Consider the following 16,615-nt stretch of genomic DNA (forward strand, 5'->3'; position numbering starts at 1 on the left):
CAGAATCTTCGGATTTTGCGTAGCCAAGCATTTTTTCCCTGCGCTGCAATGTGGATCGCTTCAAAGAAAAAGCCCCTGTACCTCAGTACAGGGGCTTTTTCTTTGCCTCATGAATCGGCCCGAAAGGCAGATTCATGCAGGGTGCATCAGGGGTTTTTTACAGACTCAGAGCCGCAATGCCGGCGCTGGCCACCTGGGCATCCTCGTTGGCCTTGACGCCGCTGACGCCCACGGCACCCAGGCACTGGCCGTCCTTCATGATGGCCACGCCGCCTTCGAGCAGGCCGTCCACCGTGGGGGCGCTCAGGAAGGCCGTACGGCCGTTGTTGATCATGTCTTCATAGCCCTTGGTGTCGCGGCGGCCCAGGGCAGCCGAACGGGCCTTGGACGGAGCGATATGGGCCGAGACTGCGGCGGCGCCATCGAGGCGCTGCAGCCACAGCAGGTGACCGCCGTCATCGACGATGGCAATGGTCACGGCCCACTTGTTCTTCAGCGCCTCGGCCTCTGCGGCGGCGGCAATGGCCTTCACGTCGGCCAGTTCGAGTTCATGCTTGGTCTTCATAAGATTGCAGTTATCCATTCCATCACAAATGTCCTATAAGCATAGCAATCGTATGAGGACTGACAATGCATGCGCAGAACAAAACATTCGAAACCAAACCATGGCAGCGGCTCGGGGTATTGCAAGCGGCGCGCGAGCCGCCACCTAGAATGGGCAAGTCGCAACAACACTCCTTCGGAGGACTGGCCACATGAATGATCAAGTCACCACACTGGGCTCTGCGGGCTACGGTGTCTCGCAGCAAGAGCGCAATCGCGTATTGCGCAACACCTACTGGCTGCTGGCCCTGAGTCTTCTCCCCACCGTGCTGGGCGCTTGGCTGGGCGTGGCCACGGGCATCACGCGCTCGCTGAGCGGCGGTCTGGGGCTCATCGTCTTCCTGGGCGGCGCCTTCGGCTTCATGTTCGCCATCGAGAAGACAAAGCACTCGGCAGCCGGCATTCCCGTGCTTCTGGGCTTTACCTTCTTCATGGGCCTGATGCTGTCGCGCATGATCGGCATGATACTGGGCTTCAAGAACGGCTCCGAGCTGATCATGACCGCCTTTGCAGGCACGGCCGGCGTGTTCCTGGTCATGGCCTCGCTGGCCACGGTGATCAAGCGCGACCTGTCGGGCATGGGCAAGTTCCTGTTCGTGGGCGTGCTGGTGCTGTTCGTGGGCTCCATCATCAACGTCTTCATCGGCTCCACGGCCGGCATGATGGCGATCTCGGTGGCGGCCATCGGCATCTTCAGCGCCTACATGCTCTATGACCTCAAGCAGATCATGGACGGCGGCGAGACCAACTACATCAGCGCCACGCTGGCCCTGTACCTGGACCTGTTCAACGTGTTCCAGAGCCTGCTGGCCCTGCTGGGCATCATGGGCGGCGAACGCGACTGATGCCGCACGCGCCAAGGCTGCGCCTTGCGTGCTGCAACACCAAAGGCCTCCTTCGGGAGGCCTTTTGCATGTCCGGGATCATCATTCGTGCAAGGCGGGCTCAACTTTTTCCGGGTCGTGCCGATAATCTCGTCAAGATGACCATGCCTAATCTTCCCCGCACCTTCGCCATCCTGCTGCTGCCCACGCTGCTTGCCGGCTGCAAGCTGGATGATATTCCGGGCCTGGGGCCGGACCCCCGCGCCGTCGCCAAGGAGGCCGAGGCCAAGGCCATTGGCGGGGCCTGCCGCCATGCCCTGCGCGGGCTGGAGGATTGCTACACGCTCAACCCCAAATCGCCCAAGGCCCTGGTGTTCGCAGGCTGGAAGGATATGGACGAGTACATGCGCGCCAACAAGATCGAGGGCACGCCTTCGGTCCTGGGCCAGAGTGACCGCCGCCGCAGCGACAAGGAAGATGTGCCTGCCGAGCCTTCGGCAGGACGCAATCGCAGCTGATCCGGCAGGCATCCGGATCCGGCCGCAAAAAAGCCGTGGCGCCCTCAGGCGGCCACGGCTTTTTCATGCAGGGCCTGCGGGGCCGCCGTCAGTCCACGCGACGCTCGAACACCGCCATGCTCTCCACATGGGCCGTGTGCGGGAACATGTTGACCACGCCGGCCGAAACACAGTGATAGCCGGCCAGGTGCACCAGCAAACCGGCATCGCGTGCCAGCGTGGCGGGATTGCAGCTGACATAGACGATGCGCTCTGGAAAGCGCCAGTCCTCATGCCCTGCCGGCAGGGGCTCGGCGCCTTCGGCGCCGATGCGCGCCTGGTGGATGTCGGCCAGGGCCTTGGACAGCGCAAACGCTCCTTCGCGCGGCGGATCGACCAGCCACTTGCCGGCGACGCCGTCGGCGAACAGCATCTCGGGCGTCATCTCGAACAGGTTGCGCGCCACAAAGCGCGTGGGCGCGAGCTTGTCGCCTTCCGCCCGCTGCGCGTTGTTGGCCGCGTAGTTTTCATGGGAGCGCTTGACCAGGGTGTCGCTGCCCTCGATGCCCAGCACCTCGCGCGCCTGCGTGGCCAGGGGCAGGGTGAAGTTGCCCAGACCGCAGAACCAGTCGATCACGCGCTCATCCTTCTTGACATCCAGCAAGCGCAGCGCGCGCGTGACCAGCACGCGGTTGATGTGCGGATTGACCTGGGTGAAGTCCGTGGGCTTGAACGGCATGGTGATGCCGAAATCAGGCAGGCCGTAATCGAGCTGGGCGCCTCCCTGCTCCATAAGGTGCACGGTGTCCGGGCCCTTGGGTTGAAGCCACCACTGCACGTTGTGCTCGGCCGCGAAAGCGCGGAGCCGGGCCTGATCGTCCTCGGACAGCGGCTCCAGGTGGCGCAGCACCAGGGCCGTGACGGAGTCGCCGCAGGCGACCTCGATCTGCGGGCAGGTTTCGCGCGCATCCATGGAGGCGATCAGCGCGCGCATGGGCAGCAGCATGGCATCCACATGGGGCGGCAGGACCTTGCAGGTCTCCATGTCGGCGATGTAGCGGCTCTTGCGCTCGTGAAAGCCCACCAGCACCTTGCCCTTCTTGGCCACGTAGCGCACCGACAGGCGCGAGCGGAAGCGGTAGCCCCAGGACGGACCCTCGATGGGGCGCAGCAGCGTCTCGGGCCTGACCTTGGCCAGATGCCAGAGGTTGTCCTCCAGCACGCGCTGCTTGATGGCCACCTGGGCAGCGACGTGCAGATGCTGCATCTTGCAGCCGCCGCAGGCGCCGGCATGCAAGCCGAAGTTGGGGCAGCCGGGGCGCACGCGCTGGGAGGATTCGCGGTGGATGGCCGTCAGGCTGGCGGCTTCCCAGTTGTTTTTCTTGCGATGGGTATTGGCGCTGACCAGCTCGGTCGGCAGTGCGCCGTCGATGAATACCACCTTGCCATCGCTCTTGCGGGCCACGCCCTGGGCGTCCATATCCATGGACAGCACCTGCAGCCAGCCTTCGGGCAGTGCAGGGGCGTCGGCGTCGGCTTCGGGCAGGTTGTCGGGGATCTTGTTGTCGCGGGGTTCACTCATGGGGCCAGATTGTCTCAGGCTCTCCGATTGCCCTGGTGGCGGCCCCCCAAAAAAGCCCCGAACTCGCTTTTGCCCCTCAGGAGCGCGGCGTGCTGCTGCGGCCCAGGTCCCGCTGGCGCTCCTGGCGTGCACGCGCCAGTTGCTCGCGTTCGGCCAGCAGGTTGACTTCAGTGAGGCAGTTGAACTCGTCCAGCGTGAACACCATGGTGGCGCCGCGCTCGATCTTTTCCACGGTCTGGTGCAGCGGCAAGGTCAGGTCCACCGGCGGGCGGTTGGAGCGGTAGATCAGTTCCTGCTCGGGCGTGTAGACGGAATAGCAGGCGGCAGACGCAGCCTGCGCCAGCGCGCAGGCGGCCAGCACGGTGATGGCACGCAGGTTTTGCACAGCAGTCATGGTGTTCCCCTCAAAACGGTGGCCCGCCTGTGTATGTACTGGGTGGCAGGCCAGGCTGCCCAGCATTATGGAGCAGCACATGCCGCGCCCCGCCAGGTGCCGCCTCCGCGCTGCAGCCGGTTTTGATTTTTCAGCTTTCTCAAATTTCTCTCTTGACAGAAATTTCAGGTCTGCAGACACTGAGGCCATGCAACTGAGTCCCATCGCACACCGTTTCATCCACCATTGGGGCGACATGGGCAGCTCCTGGGGAGTGAACCGCACGGTCGCCCAGATCCACGCCCTGCTGTTTTTCCATGGCCGCCCGCTCAATGCGGAAGAGATTGCCGGCACGCTGGGCGCCGCTCGCTCCAACGTGAGCAACAGCCTCAAGGAACTGCAGGACTGGGAGCTGATCCGCACCAGCCGCAGGCCCGGCGATCGCCGCGACTACTTCGAGACCTCGTCCGATGTCTGGGAGCTGCTGCGCACCATCGTGCGGGAGCGCAAGCAGCGCGAGTTCGACCCGACCTCCGAGATGCTGCGCGAACTGATCGCCGAGCCCGGTTTCGATGCCGAATCCCCCGACACCCAGGACCGCGTGCACGAGACGCTGCGCCTCATGGAGTCGCTGGGCATCTGGACCGACGAGATGCTGCGGCTGTCGCCCTCCACGCTGGACAAGCTCCTGCGCCTGGGCGCCAGCGTGCAGCGCTTCGTGCGCTCCGAGGCCGCTGACACCCGTGTCAAGCGCGGACGCTGAGCCTGAAATTTCCGTCACAAGAGAAACTGGAGGTCACCATGCGTATTCTGGTCTGCGGCGGCAACGGCTTCATCGGCCGCCATATCGTCAACCTGCTGGCCCTGGCCGGCCACGACCCCGTGGCGCGCAGCCGCCATTCACTGCCTGCGCTCGACTACGCTAAGGCCACCACGCCCGAGGCCTGGCTGCCGCACCTGGCGGGCGTGGATGCCGTGGTCAATGCCGTGGGCGTGCTGCGCGACAGCGCCTCCCGGCCCATCGATGCCATGCATGCCAAGGCCCCCATCGCCCTGTTCGATGCCTGCGCGGCGGCCGGCGTGCGGCGCGTGGTGCAGATCTCTGCCCTGGGCATAGAAGGCAGTGCCACGCGCTACGCCACCACCAAGCGCGCCGCTGACGAGCATCTGCTGGCACTCACGGCAGCCGGACATCTGCAAGGCTGCGTGGTCCGCCCCAGCGTGGTGTTCGGCGCTGGCGGCGCCAGCAGCGAGATGTTCCTGTCCATGGCGCGCCTGCCGGCGCTGCTGCTGCCGCGCCCCGTGCTGCAGGCCCGCGTGCAGCCCGTGGCCGTGCGCGACTTGGCCGAGGCCGTGGCCGGCCTGGTGACGCGCCCCGAGCCCGTGGGCATGATCGAGATCGGCGGCCCCCTGCCCTTGCCGCTGGCCGCGCTGATTGCCAGCCTGCGCGCGCAGATGGGCCGCGCCCCCGCTCGCGTGGGCACGCTGCCCGGCTGGCTCACCCGCGCCAGCGCACGCGCTGGCGACTGGGTCAGCGCCTCACCCTGGTGCAGCGAGACACTGGCCATGCTGGCCAGCGACAACGTCACTGATCCGGCTGGCCTGCAAGGCCTGCTGGGCCGGCCCGGCGTTGCGCCCTCCCAACTGCTGTCCACCTTGCGCCATGGATGAGCGCCGCTCTCGCACCGTTCCAGCGCCGCTGCGCACCATGCACTTGAGCCTGATCGCCGTCTGGCTGGGCACGGCCCTGGTCAGTGCCATCGAGCACCGGGGCCTGAGCGTGCAGGTGCTGGCCGACGCCGGCATCCACGATGCGCGCTGGCAGACGTTCCTGATCTGGAGCGGCCTGCTCGCCGACCTGGCCGTGGGCCTGGCGCTGTGGCTGCGGCCGGGCCGGGAGAGCTATCTGGCGGCCTTGCTGCTGATGGCTGCCATGACCGTGCTGGCCACGGCGCTGCAGCCCACGCTGTGGCTGCACCCGCTGGGGCCGCTGCTCAAGAACCTGCCGATCGCAGCCATGCTGCTGCACCTGATGCAGGCACCTGTCACGTCCAAGGAGTCCGCATGAATCTCTACCTGTTGCTCAAGACGCTGCATATCGCGTCCAGCGTGCTGCTGGTCGGCACCGGCCTGGGCTCGGCCTTCTACATGTTCTTCGCCAACCGCAGCGGCAGCGTCGCTGCCCAGGCCGTGGTCAGCCGCCTGGTGGTGCGTGCGGACTGGTGGTTTACCACGCCCTGCGTGGTCATACAGCCTGTGAGCGGCATTGCCCTGGCCCATATGGCGGGCTGGCCGTTGACCACGCCGTGGCTGGCACTGTCGCTGGGCCTGTACCTGCTGGCCGGCGTCTGCTGGCTGCCCGTGGTCTGGCTGCAGGTGCGCATGGCCGCCATGGCGCGCGGCGCGCACGCAGCGCAGGCCGCCCTGCCCGCGCTGTATGCCGTCTATGCCCGGCGCTGGGAGGCGCTGGGCTACCCGGCCTTCATCGCCATGGCCGTGACCTATTACCTGATGGTCAACAAGCCGATGCTCTGGGGCGGTTGAGCATCGGCAGTGCCTTCAGTGCCTGGCCTCAGAGCTTGGCCTCAGAGCTTGGCCTCAGAGCTTGGCAATGGACACTTCGGTGGATTTGACCAGGGCCACCACGTCGGAGCCCACGACCAGGCCCAGCTCGTCCACCGAGCGCGTGGTGATCACCGAGGTGACCACGCCCCAGGGCGTCTGCACGTCGACTTCGGAGACGACATCGCCACGGATGATTTCGCGCACTTGGCCCTTGAACTGGTTGCGCACGTTGATGGCTTGAATGGACATGTTTTTCTCCTGGGGATCAAAAGGAATCAAAGGAAGGTTGGGGAAAACGGAAAGTCAGACCGCCCAGCGCAGGCCATGGGCCGGCACGCCGGGCCAGGCCGTGGTGTCGGTCAGCGGATTGGCTTCGGGCTCGGCGGCGGGCTTTTGCAGCACGCGGTCGAGAATGCGTTGCTCGATGGCCGCCAGCGCCACGCTGCCGTGCACGCGCGGCCGTGGCAGGGCGATGCGTTCATCCAGCGCTATGCGGCCGTCCTCGATCAGCACCACGCGGTCGGCCAGGGCCACGGCCTCCTGCACGTCATGCGTGACCAGCAGGGCCGTGAAGCCGTGGCGCTGCCACAGGCCTTCGATCAGGCGGTGCATCTCTATGCGGGTGAGCGCATCGAGCGCGCCCAGCGGCTCGTCCAGCAGCAGCAGTTGCGGGCGGTGCACCAGGGCGCGCGCCAGGGCCACGCGCTGGCGCTGGCCGCCGGACAGGCGCGCCGGCCATTCGCCCGCGCGGTCGGCCAGGCCGACCTGGGCCAGCACTTCGCGGCCACGCTCCTGGGCCGAGGCGGGCAGGCCCAGCGTCACATTGGCCAGCACGCGCCGCCAGGGCAGCAGGCGCGCATCCTGGAACATGATGCGCGTGCCGCCCTGCGCGCCCTGCACGGCGCGGGCGGGCTCGCCGTCCAGCAGCAGGGTGCCGGCCGTGGCCTGTTCCAGGCCTGCGACCAGGCGCAGCAAGGTGCTCTTGCCGCAGCCGCTGCGGCCCACGATGGCGACGAATTCGCCAGGCTCCACCTGCAGCTGCACTTCGTGCAGCACCTCGCGCTGGCCGTAGCGCTTGGTCAGCCCGCCGGCCTGCAGGCGCACGCCACGGCGCGGTGCGGATTGGGGGGATGCGGACTGCGGCGCATCGTCGTTCTGGGCCAGGCGGTCGCTGACGTCCAGGCCATCGGCGTCGAACGAGGCCTCCCAGGCCATCGCCGGCGCGGTGGTGTTCAGCTCCACGGCCTGTGCCAGCGTGGTCTTCATGCGGTTCCATCGGCTCATGTCGTGCTCCTTGTGTCACTTGGGCTGGTAGCCCGGATGCCAGCGCAGCCACCAGTGCTCCAGCGCACGCGCAAACCAGTCGGCCAGCTTGCCCAGCAGGGCGTACAGCAGGATGCCGACCAGCACCACGTCGGTCTGCAGGAACTCGCGGGCGTTCATGGTCAGGTAGCCGATGCCCGACTGCGCCGAGATGGTCTCGGCCACGATCAGGATCACCCACATCAGGCCCAGCGAAAAACGCAGGCCCACCAGGATGGAGGACAGCGCGCCCGGCAGGATGACCTCGCGGTACAGCTGCCAGCGCGTGAGGCCGTAGCTGCGCCCCATCTCGATCAGCGCAGGGTCCACATTGCGTATGCCGTGGAAGGTGTTCAGGTAGATGGGAAAGAACACCGACACGCTGATCAGGAACAGCTTGGCGCTCTCGTCGATGCCGAACCACAGGATGACCAGCGGAATCAGCGCCAGCGCGGGAATGTTGCGCACCATCTGGATGGTGGAGTCCAGCAGCGTCTCCGCCCAGCGCAGCGAGCCCGTGAGCAGGCCCAGCGCCAGCCCCAGCCCGCCGCCGATGGCCAGGCCACCCAGCGCGCGGCCCGCGCTCACCTGCACATGCTTGAGCAGCTCTCCCGACTCGGCCAGCGCCTGCGCGGCGCGCAGCACATCCAGCGGAGCGGGCAGCACCCGCGTGGACAGCCAGCCCCACGCCGAGGCGGCCTGCCAGACGGCGATCAGCGCCAGCGGCACCAGCCAGGGCACCAGGCGGCGGCCCACGCCGGCCGCAAAGCGCAGCAGCGGCGACCAGGCATCGCCGGCCGGGGGGGCCGAGGAGGCCGGCAGCGCAGTAACGGTACGTGCATCGGACATGCGTGACTCCCTCAGCTTTGCGACGCCCGCGGCGAGTACAGGTTGGCAACGGTCTCGCCCAGCGGCCCGCCCACGCCGCCAGCCAGCCTGTCGCGCACGGACAGCGGCAGCAGCGGGAAGACCAGCTCGGCAAAGCGGTAGGCCTCTTCCAGGTGCGGATAGCCGGACAGCACGAAGGTGTCTATGCCCAGGTCCGCGTACTCCTTGATGCGGTCGGCCACGGTCTGCGCATCGCCCACCAGGGCCGTGCCCGCGCCGCCGCGCACCAGGCCCACGCCGGCCCAGAGGTTGGGGCTGATCTCCAGCTCGGCCCGCGTGCGGCGGCTGCCGCCGGCATGCAGGGCGGCCATGCGGCGCTGGCCTTCCGAGTCCATGCGCGCGAAGGCGGCCTGGGCCTGAACCACGGTCTCGTCCTTGAGGCGGCTGATCAGGCGATCGGCATCGGCCCAGGCCTCGTCCTCGGTCTCGCGCACGATGACGTGCAGGCGGATGCCGAACTTCACGCTGCGGCCATGGCGCGCCGCCTTCTCGCGCACATCGGCAATCTTCTTGGCCACCTCGGCCGGGGGCTCGCCCCAGGTCAGGTAGGCATCGACCTGCTCGGCGGCCAGGTCGTGCGCGGCCTCGGACGAACCGCCGAAGTACACGGGCGGATACGGCTTTTGCAGCGGCGGGAACAACAGCTTGGCGCCCTTGACCGAGAGGTGTTCACCTTCGTAGTCGAGCGTGCCGCCCTCATGGCTGCGCTCAAGGATCTCGCGCCAGATGCGGATGAACTCGGCCGATTGCTCGTAGCGCTGCGCATGGTCGAGGAAGACGCCGTCGCCCTCCAGCTCGGCACGGTCGCCGCCCGTGACCAGGTTGATCAGCAGCCGCCCGCCCGACAGGCGGTCGAACGAGGCCGCCATGCGCGCCGCCAGGCTGGGCTGGTGCAGGCCGGGCCGCACGGCGACCAGGAACTTCAGGCGCCTGGTGACCGGAATCAGGCTGGAGGCGACGACCCAGGGGTCCTCGCAGGAGCGGCCCGTGGGAATCAGCACGCCCTCGTAGCCCAGGCTGTCGGCCGCGATGGCGACCTGCTTGACATAGTCGTGGCTGAGCGGGCGGGCGCCCTCGGCCGTGCCGAGGTAGCGGCTGTCGCCGTGGGTGGGAATGAACCAGAAAACCTGCATGCGCTGCTCCAGTCAGGGGACGGAATCGAGGAAGGAAATCAAAGGGCGGAAGAAGGCCGTGCCGCCGCAGGCTCGGCCAGCCGCGCGTACTCGGCCGCCGAGGGCCGCCAGACGATGTCGGCCACCTGCACCTGGCGCGGAATCAGGCCCAGCCGAAAAAATGCATCGGCCACGCGCTGCTGGTCCACCACGGTCTGCGCAGCCAGCAGGCCCACGGGGGAGCTGGGCCGGCGCGCAATGAAGCGGCTGACCACCGCCGTATCCAGGCCGCTGAAGCCGGCCACCAGGGCCACGGCCTCCTGGCGTGCGCTCTGGGCCAGGCGATCGGCGCGCGTGAGCTCATCGAACAGCGCGCGCAGCACCTGCGGATGGCGCTCCACCAGTCCGCGCGCGGCCAGGTAGAACGAGGCGTTGCCCGACAGGCCTTCGCCATTGGCCAGCACGCGCGGGCGAATCGCCAGCTCGGTGGCCGCGTAGAACGGGTCCCAGATGGCCCAGGCGTCCACGCTCTTGCGCTCGAAGGCGGCGCGCGCATCGGCCGGGGCCAGGTAGACGGGCTGGATCTCGTTCCAGGCCAGGCCCGCCTTGTCCAGCGCGCGCACCAGCAGGTAATGGGCGCTGGAGCCTTTTTGCAGCGCCACGCGCCGGCCCTTGAGGTCGGCCAGGGCGCGCAGCGGCGAGTCCGACGGCACGAGGATGGCCGAGCTTTCGGGCTTGGGCGGCTCGGCGCCCACGTACAGCAGGTCACGGCCCGCGGCCTGGGCAAAGACCGGGGGTGAATCGCCGGTCAGGCCGAAATCCAGGCTGCCTGCGGCCAGGGCCTCCAGCAGCTGGGGGCCGGCCGGAAACTCCAGCCAGCTGACCTTGGTGCCCGCAAAGCGCTTTTCCAGCACGCCTTGCTGCTTGAGGATGACCAGGTTGACGGCCGACTTCTGGTAGCCGATGCGCAACTGCTCGGGCCCGGCCACCGCGGCCGGCGTCTCGGCGCGTGCGTACTGGCCGGCCAGGCTCCAGCTGAAGGCGGTAGTGCCCAGCAGTTGCAGGGCCTGGCGGCGCACGCGGTCCAGGCGGGGCTTCTTGGAATTGGCATTCATGGTGCGGACTCCTTGCAGTGGGCTCAGGGACGCGACGCGATCAGGTCCACCGGCGCGGCATGCAGCAGGTTGAGCTTGCGGGGGATGAGCTTGAGCTCGAAGAAGGTGTCGGCGATCTGCTGCTGCTCGGCCAGGATCTCGCGCGTCACGGACGAGGTGCCGAAGCGGGCACGGCTCAGGTACAGCTCGGTGATGGACTTGTCCAGCCCCAGGATGCTGGACAGCTCGGCGGCAGCGGCCGTCTGGTTCTTCGAGGCCCAGCGGTCAATCCCATCGACCTCTTCGATGGCAATGCGCAGCACATCGGCATTGCGCGTGGCGAAATCGCGCGAGGTGAAGTAGTAGGCGCGGTTGTTGACCACGCCCGTGGCATCGGCCAGCAGGCGGGCGTCCAGCGTCTTTTGCGCGGCAGCCAGGAAGGGGTCCCAGATCAGCCAGGCATCGACGGAGCCGCGCTCGAAGGCGGCGCGCGCATCGGCCGGCGCCAGGAAGACGGACTGCACATCGCCGTACTTCAAGCCATGCTTTTCCAGCAGCTTGACCAGGAAGTACTGCACGTTCGAGCCCTTGTTGTAGGCCACGCGCTTGCCCTTGAGGTCCTGCACGCTGCGGATGGGCGAGTCCTTGGGCACGATCACCGCCTCCAGCCCGGGGCGCGGCACGGTGGCGCCCGCATAGACCAAAGGTGCGCCTGCGGCCTGCGCAAAGATGGGCGGGGCCTCGCCCACATCGCCGAAGTCGATGGAGCCCACGTTCAGCGCCTCCAGCTGCACGGGGCCGGCGTTGAACTCGATCCAGCGCACCGACACGCCCAGCGGCGCCAGCCGCTTTTCCAGCGTGCCCCGGCTCTTCAGGATGGACAGCCAGCCCTTTTGGTGGCCCACGCGCAGCACGCGGTCACCCGCCTTGTCCTGGGCCAGGGCCGGGCCGCCCAACGTGGCGGCTGCTGAGGCAAGGCCCGCGCCCAGCAGCTGGCGTCGGCGCCAGTTGGCTGTGTGTCGGGGGAAAGAATCAAACGAGACCATGACGGACATCCTTGGAAGAGTGGTGCGTGGTGCGTGGCGCAGGCAAAGCGCTGCCCATGCATGCGCGCGGCATGCAGCCAGAAAACAAAAAAAGGGAAGGCGGAGCAAGGGGCAGCCGACTGCAGGGCCAGGCCTGCAGGCGCGCCGCACGGAGTCGTCAGGTGCTACATCGCCGGCTGGCGAAGGCCATGGTCTCGAAGCGAGGAAAAGAGCTGGATGCCACCACGCCTGCCTGCGCCGTGCGGCGCGGGGCCTGCAAAGAGTGGCGGGAAGTCAGCAAGATGGACATGGCGGATCGTGGTAGTTGGCAGAGATCTGGGAAAGCGGGTGAATTCAGTGGGTGGGCGCCGGCCAGGCCGGCGCGCCGCACTCACTTCTTGGTGTAGATCTGGTCGAAGCTGCCGCCGTCGGCAAAGTGGTCCTTGTCGGCCTTGGCCCAGCCGCCAAAGGCCTGGTCGATGGTGACCAGCTCCAGCTTGGGGAACTTGTCCGCGAACTCGGCCTTGACCTTGGCATCCGTGGGACGGTAGTAGTTGCGGCCGGCGATGCGCTGGCCTTCCTCGGAGTACAGGTACTTCAGGTACTCCTCGGCCACGGCGCGCGTGCCCTTCTTGTCCACGACCTTGTCGACCACGGCCACCGAAGGCTCGGCCAGGATGGACAGCGAAGGCACGACGATCTGGAATTTGTCGGGACCGAACTCCTTGAGTGCCAGGAAGGCCTCGTTCTCCCAGGCCAGCAGCACATCGCCCACGCCGCGCTGCACGAAGGTGATGGTGGCGCCGCGCGCGCCCGTGTCCAGCACGGGCACGTTCTTGAACAGCTTGCCGATGAAGTCCTTGGCCTGTGCGTCGCCGCCGTACTTGCGCTTGGCGAATTCCCAGGCGGCCAGGTAGTTCCAGCGCGCACCGCCGCTGGTCTTGGGGTTGGGCGTGATCACCTGCACGCCAGGCTTGACCAGGTCGTCCCAGTCCTTGAGGTTCTTGGGATTGCCCTTCTTCACCAGGAAGACGATGGTGGAGCTGTAGGGCGCCGAGTTGTGAGGCAGGCGCTTTTGCCAGTCGGCCTTGAGCAGGTTGCCGTTCTTGACCAGGGCGTCGATGTCGCCGGCCAGCGCCAGCGTGGCCACGTCGGCGTCGATGCCGTCGATGATCGAACGCGCCTGCTTGCCCGAGCCGCCGTGCGACTGCTTGACGCTCACGTCCTGGCCGCTCTTGGCCTTCCAGTGCTTGGCGAAGGCCTGGTTGTACTCCACGTACAGCTCGCGCGTCGGATCGTAGGAGACATTGAGCAGTTGCACCGACTGGGCCAACGCCGGCAGAGCCGACAGGGTCAAGCCCGCGATCAGGCCGGCGGCGACAGGAAACTTGATAAAGTGGCGGCGAATTTTCATTGGAGTGTCGGTAGAGAGTGGAGACGACGGTCTGGTGCCGTGGAAAGCATTCTCAAAGCCAACTCTTAAAACTCAAACCAATAAGATTTCAGTTTGTTATTCCCAAAACATCTGAATCTCTGCAAGACAAGGACTCAATTCCCCATGGCACGTACCGTTCACTGCATCAAGCTTGGCGTTGACGCTGAAGGCCTGGATTTCCCGCCCTACCCCGGCGAGCTGGGCAAGCGCATTTTTGAAGGCGTGAGCAAGCAGGCCTGGGCCGACTGGCTCAAGCACCAGACGATGCTGGTCAACGAAAACCGCCTGAACCTGGCCGACGCACGCGCCCGCCAGTACCTGGCCCGCCAGATGGAAAACCACTTCTTCGGCGGCGGCGCCGATGCGGCGGCCGGCTACGTGCCTCCTACGGCCTGAGCCGCTTCGTGCCCTTTCACCGCCCCCGTCGCACCGCGCCGGGGGCGGTTTCATTTGCGGTGCCGCAAACGGCCGCCGCCCAGAGACCGCCTACAATGCCCGCCTTCTTGCGCTGGACGGCGCAGTGGCCGCACACCCTGCGGCGCGGGCCGGTCTTCATCCGAGGTTTTCCGTGCTTCCATCCGTCTCCCTGCTGGAATCGTTCCAGGCATCGCAGTTCACCGTCATGCTGGTGATCTACCTCGTGGCCATCACGGCCGAAGCCATGTCGGGCGCGCTGGCGGCGGGCCGGCGCAACATGGACATCTTCGGCGTGGCCGTGATCGCCTTCGTCACCGCGCTGGGCGGCGGCACCATCCGCGACATGGTGCTGGGCCACTACCCCATCGGCTGGACGCAGCACCCTGAATATGTCTACCTGGTCATCTCGGCCGGGCTGCTGACCATCGTCGTGGCGCGCCACATGCACCATCTCAAGCAGGTCTTTCTGCTGCTAGACGCCATGGGGCTGATCGCCTTCTCGCTGATCGGCTGCAACGTGGCGCTGGAGCTGGGCTACCCGCCCGTGGTGGTGGTGATGTCGGGCATGCTGACCGGCATCAGCGGCGGCATTCTGCGCGACGTGCTGTGCAACCAGGTGCCGGTCGTCTTCCGGCGCGAGCTGTACGCCAGCGTGTCCCTGGCCGTGTGCCTGCTGTTCCTGGGGCTGCGCACGCTGGACGTGGGCTCCAACCTCAGCACCGTCGTCTGCTTTGCCGGCGGACTCACGCTGCGCCTGGCCGCCATCCGCTTCAAGTGGCGCCTGCCCGTGTTCTCCTACCAGCAGCGCTGGGAGGAGTAGTTCTGCCCCTTGCCCATGTCCGAACCCATTGACTGGCTGCCCGATGGCACGCCCTACAGCCCGCGCTTCGGCGACCGCTACCACAGCGAACTCGGCGGCCTGGACCAGGCCCGCCACGTCTTTCTGGGCGGCTGCGGCCTGCCGGCGGCCTGGGCCGATGCGCCGCAATGGCGCATCCTGGAGACCGGTTTCGGGTTCGGGCTGAATTTCCTCGTGGCCTGGGAAGCCTGGAAGGCCGATCCCCGGCGCCCGAGGCTGCTGCATTTCGTCTCGGCCGAAGCCTTTCCCGTCAGCGCCGACGCCATGCGCCAGGCCATGCCGCGCGAGCCAGGATTGCGCCTGCTGGCCGAGGAGCTGGCCACCCGGTTCCAGGGCCTGCTGCCCGGCGTGCACCGCCTCGCCTTCGAGCAGGGGCGCGTGCTGCTGACGCTGTACATCGGCGATGCCCAGGCCATGCTGCGGCGCCAGCAGCTCACGGCCGACAGCATCTACCTGGACGGCTTCACGCCGGAACTCAACCCCGACCTCTGGAGCGCCGACACCCTGCGCGCGCTGGCGCGCCATTGCCGGCGCGGCACGCAGCTGTCCACCTGGTGCGTGGCGCGCACGGTGCGCGATGGCCTGGCACAGCACGGCTTTCAGGTGCGCAAGGTCGATGGCGTCCCACCCAAGCGCCACAACCTGCATGCCGTCTTCGACCCGGCCTGGCAACCGCGCGGGCCACGTGGGCCGCGCGGGCCGGGTGCACAGCCGCAGGAACCCATCACCCCACGGCGCTGCATGGTGCTGGGTGCAGGCATCGCCGGTGCAGCCGCCGCCGCCAGCCTGTCGCGCCGTGGCTGGCAGGTCACCGTGCTGGATGCTGCCGACGCGCCTGCAGCGGGCGCCTCGGCCCTGCCCGCGGGCCTGTTCTGCCCCCATGTCTCGCCCGATGACAGCCTGCTGTCCCGCCTGAGCCGCGACGGCGCACGCCTGACCCTGGCGCAGCTGCAAATGCTCTCCGGCCAGGGCCTGCTGCAACAGGGCACGGACTGGTGCGATACCGGCGTGCTGGAGCACGGCGTGGAGGCCGCCCCGCGGCTGCCGCGCGACTGGCAATCCCCCGGCCCGGGCGACCACTGGAGCCGGCCCGCCAGCGCCGATCAACTCTCGGCGGCCGGCCTGCCCGCCGACGCCCCTGCCTGCTGGCATGCGCAAGCTGGCTGGGTACGCCCGGCACGGCTGGTGCAGGCGCAACTGGCGCTGCCGGGCGTGCGCTGGCAGGGCCGCGCCTGCGTGGCGCGTCTTGCACGCACCGACACAGCCGGTGGCGCGCCCGTCTGGCAGGCCCTGGATGCACAGGGCAATCTGCTGGCCGAGGCTGAACTGGTCGTTCTCGCACTGGGCCCCGCAACCAATGCGCTGCTGGAGCACAGCCTGGGTGCGCAGGCCGCCTGGCCGCTGCAGCCCATTCGCGGCCAGGTCAGCTGGGATGTGCACACCCCGGCCAGCGCACAGGCCATGCCGCCCTTTCCCGTCAACGGCCATGGCAACCTGGTGCCTGCCATGCCGCTGCCCGGCGATGCAGCCGGGCCAGGCTGGGTCATGGGATCGACCTTCGAGCGCGACCAGACCGCGCTGCCGCCCAGCCCCGGAGACCAGGCCGCTGCCCATGCAGCCAATGGCGCCAAGCTGGCGCAGCTGCTGCCAGGTGCCTACCAGGGCCTGCAAGGCTTCTTCGACGCGCCACCGCGCGCCACCTGGGGCGCCGTGCGCGTGGCCTCGCCAGACCGGCTGCCCGTGGTCGGACCGGTGTCCGATCAGGCTCCCGGCTTGTGGGCGCTGACGGCCATGGGCTCGCGCGGGCTCACGCTGTCGCTGCTGTGCGGCGAGCTGCTGGCAGCACGCCTGCACGACGAACCGCTGCCCCTGGATGCCAGGCTGGCGGCTGCCCTGGCCAGCGAGCGCCTGGGCCGCAGGCGCTGAGCCGTTGAACCGCCCGGCCGCTGGACGGCCGGGCATTCACACAACGGCCTGAAAGAAAACCCGAGTCTTCCCGCAGACGGTTTTTTGTCACTCGTTATGTTTGTTAGTGCATA

The 16,615-nt window shown here is 67.7% G+C and carries 19 protein-coding genes; 9 read left to right on the forward strand and 10 right to left on the reverse strand.

Annotated elements, in window-relative coordinates; genetic code table 11:
* Positions 1–157: 157 nt before the first annotated feature.
* Complete coding sequence (locus ACF8NF_RS09370; protein WP_133072960.1) at positions 158–565, reverse strand: heme-binding protein; 408 nt, start codon at positions 563–565, stop codon at positions 158–160.
* Between the two features lie 190 nt (positions 566–755).
* Between ACF8NF_RS09370 and ACF8NF_RS09375 the strand changes: the two genes are divergently transcribed.
* Positions 756–1,448 carry a Bax inhibitor-1/YccA family protein gene (locus ACF8NF_RS09375; protein ID WP_012206426.1) on the forward strand — a complete coding sequence of 231 codons (693 nt, stop codon included), beginning with the start codon at positions 756–758 and terminating at the stop codon, positions 1,446–1,448.
* Between the two features lie 68 nt (positions 1,449–1,516).
* Positions 1,517–1,945: a hypothetical protein gene (locus ACF8NF_RS09380; RefSeq protein ID WP_016448327.1), complete on the forward strand. Its 429-nt coding sequence runs from the start codon at positions 1,517–1,519 to the stop codon at positions 1,943–1,945.
* Between the two features lie 88 nt (positions 1,946–2,033).
* Here the strand turns inward: ACF8NF_RS09380 and rlmD are convergent, their stop codons facing one another.
* Both rlmD and ACF8NF_RS09390 read right to left on the reverse strand, forming a co-directional pair.
* A complete protein-coding gene (gene rlmD / locus ACF8NF_RS09385) occupies positions 2,034–3,506 on the reverse strand; it encodes a 23S rRNA (uracil(1939)-C(5))-methyltransferase RlmD (protein ID WP_277848675.1) in 1,473 nt (490 codons plus the stop codon).
* 76 nt (positions 3,507–3,582) lie between these two features.
* A complete protein-coding gene (locus ACF8NF_RS09390; protein WP_043791529.1) occupies positions 3,583–3,900 on the reverse strand; it encodes a hypothetical protein in 318 nt (105 codons plus the stop codon).
* 187 nt (positions 3,901–4,087) lie between these two features.
* On the opposite strand from ACF8NF_RS09390, the gene ACF8NF_RS09395 reads away from it, so the two are divergent.
* Genes ACF8NF_RS09395 through ACF8NF_RS09410 form a run of 4 tightly spaced genes read left to right on the forward strand, consistent with a single transcriptional unit; the run spans position 4,088 to position 6,423 of the window.
* Entirely contained in the window at positions 4,088–4,642 is a 555-nt protein-coding gene (locus ACF8NF_RS09395; RefSeq protein ID WP_034364559.1) for a GbsR/MarR family transcriptional regulator, read from the forward strand.
* 38 nt (positions 4,643–4,680) lie between these two features.
* Positions 4,681–5,550, forward strand: a complete 870-nt coding sequence (locus ACF8NF_RS09400; RefSeq protein ID WP_392450498.1) for an NAD-dependent epimerase/dehydratase family protein — start codon at positions 4,681–4,683, stop codon at positions 5,548–5,550.
* Positions 5,543–5,947 carry a DoxX-like family protein gene (locus ACF8NF_RS09405; RefSeq protein ID WP_392413955.1) on the forward strand — a complete coding sequence of 135 codons (405 nt, stop codon included), beginning with the start codon at positions 5,543–5,545 and terminating at the stop codon, positions 5,945–5,947. Before ACF8NF_RS09400 ends, ACF8NF_RS09405 begins: the two co-directional genes overlap by 8 nt.
* Positions 5,944–6,423: a DUF2269 domain-containing protein gene (locus ACF8NF_RS09410; RefSeq protein WP_043791520.1), complete on the forward strand. Its 480-nt coding sequence runs from the start codon at positions 5,944–5,946 to the stop codon at positions 6,421–6,423. Before ACF8NF_RS09405 ends, ACF8NF_RS09410 begins: the two co-directional genes overlap by 4 nt.
* Positions 6,424–6,477: 54 nt before the next feature.
* On the opposite strand, the gene ACF8NF_RS09415 is transcribed toward ACF8NF_RS09410, so the two are convergent.
* From ACF8NF_RS09415 to ACF8NF_RS09445, 7 genes are all read right to left on the reverse strand, one after another.
* Positions 6,478–6,693, reverse strand: a complete 216-nt coding sequence (locus tag ACF8NF_RS09415; RefSeq protein ID WP_012206434.1) for a molybdopterin-binding protein — start codon at positions 6,691–6,693, stop codon at positions 6,478–6,480.
* A gap of 54 nt (positions 6,694–6,747) precedes the next feature.
* Positions 6,748–7,728 (reverse strand): ATP-binding cassette domain-containing protein, encoded by a 981-nt coding sequence (locus ACF8NF_RS09420; RefSeq protein WP_392450499.1) that lies wholly within the window; start codon positions 7,726–7,728, stop codon positions 6,748–6,750.
* Between the two features lie 15 nt (positions 7,729–7,743).
* Positions 7,744–8,595, reverse strand: a complete 852-nt coding sequence (ssuC, locus tag ACF8NF_RS09425) for an aliphatic sulfonate ABC transporter permease SsuC (RefSeq protein WP_012206436.1) — start codon at positions 8,593–8,595, stop codon at positions 7,744–7,746.
* 11 nt (positions 8,596–8,606) lie between these two features.
* The gene (ssuD, locus tag ACF8NF_RS09430) at positions 8,607–9,767 is read right to left on the reverse strand and encodes an FMNH2-dependent alkanesulfonate monooxygenase (RefSeq protein ID WP_012206437.1); all 1,161 of its coding nucleotides are present in this window, start codon (positions 9,765–9,767) and stop codon (positions 8,607–8,609) included.
* Between the two features lie 38 nt (positions 9,768–9,805).
* Positions 9,806–10,861 carry an aliphatic sulfonate ABC transporter substrate-binding protein gene (locus ACF8NF_RS09435; protein WP_133072953.1) on the reverse strand — a complete coding sequence of 352 codons (1,056 nt, stop codon included), beginning with the start codon at positions 10,859–10,861 and terminating at the stop codon, positions 9,806–9,808.
* 23 nt (positions 10,862–10,884) lie between these two features.
* Positions 10,885–11,886, reverse strand: a complete 1,002-nt coding sequence (locus tag ACF8NF_RS09440) for a sulfonate ABC transporter substrate-binding protein (RefSeq protein WP_313281115.1) — start codon at positions 11,884–11,886, stop codon at positions 10,885–10,887.
* Between the two features lie 370 nt (positions 11,887–12,256).
* Positions 12,257–13,279, reverse strand: coding sequence for a sulfate ABC transporter substrate-binding protein (locus ACF8NF_RS09445; protein WP_012206440.1), 1,023 nt, complete (start codon positions 13,277–13,279; stop codon positions 12,257–12,259).
* 144 nt (positions 13,280–13,423) lie between these two features.
* On the opposite strand from ACF8NF_RS09445, the gene ACF8NF_RS09450 reads away from it, so the two are divergent.
* The 3 genes from ACF8NF_RS09450 (at position 13,424) to mnmC (ending at position 16,502) form a co-directional block, all read left to right on the forward strand.
* Positions 13,424–13,696, forward strand: coding sequence for an oxidative damage protection protein (locus ACF8NF_RS09450; RefSeq protein WP_012206441.1), 273 nt, complete (start codon positions 13,424–13,426; stop codon positions 13,694–13,696).
* A 172-nt stretch (positions 13,697–13,868) separates the two neighbouring features.
* Complete coding sequence (locus ACF8NF_RS09455) at positions 13,869–14,537, forward strand: trimeric intracellular cation channel family protein (RefSeq protein WP_016453307.1); 669 nt, start codon at positions 13,869–13,871, stop codon at positions 14,535–14,537.
* Between the two features lie 15 nt (positions 14,538–14,552).
* A complete protein-coding gene (gene mnmC / locus ACF8NF_RS09460; RefSeq protein WP_392450500.1) occupies positions 14,553–16,502 on the forward strand; it encodes an FAD-dependent 5-carboxymethylaminomethyl-2-thiouridine(34) oxidoreductase MnmC in 1,950 nt (649 codons plus the stop codon).
* Positions 16,503–16,615: the final 113 nt, after the last annotated feature.

Origin of the sequence: Delftia sp. WSY_22 (assembly GCF_043104185.1) — a bacterium.
In the GTDB taxonomy this organism is placed as follows: Bacteria; Pseudomonadota; Gammaproteobacteria; order Burkholderiales; family Burkholderiaceae_C; genus Comamonas; species Comamonas tsuruhatensis.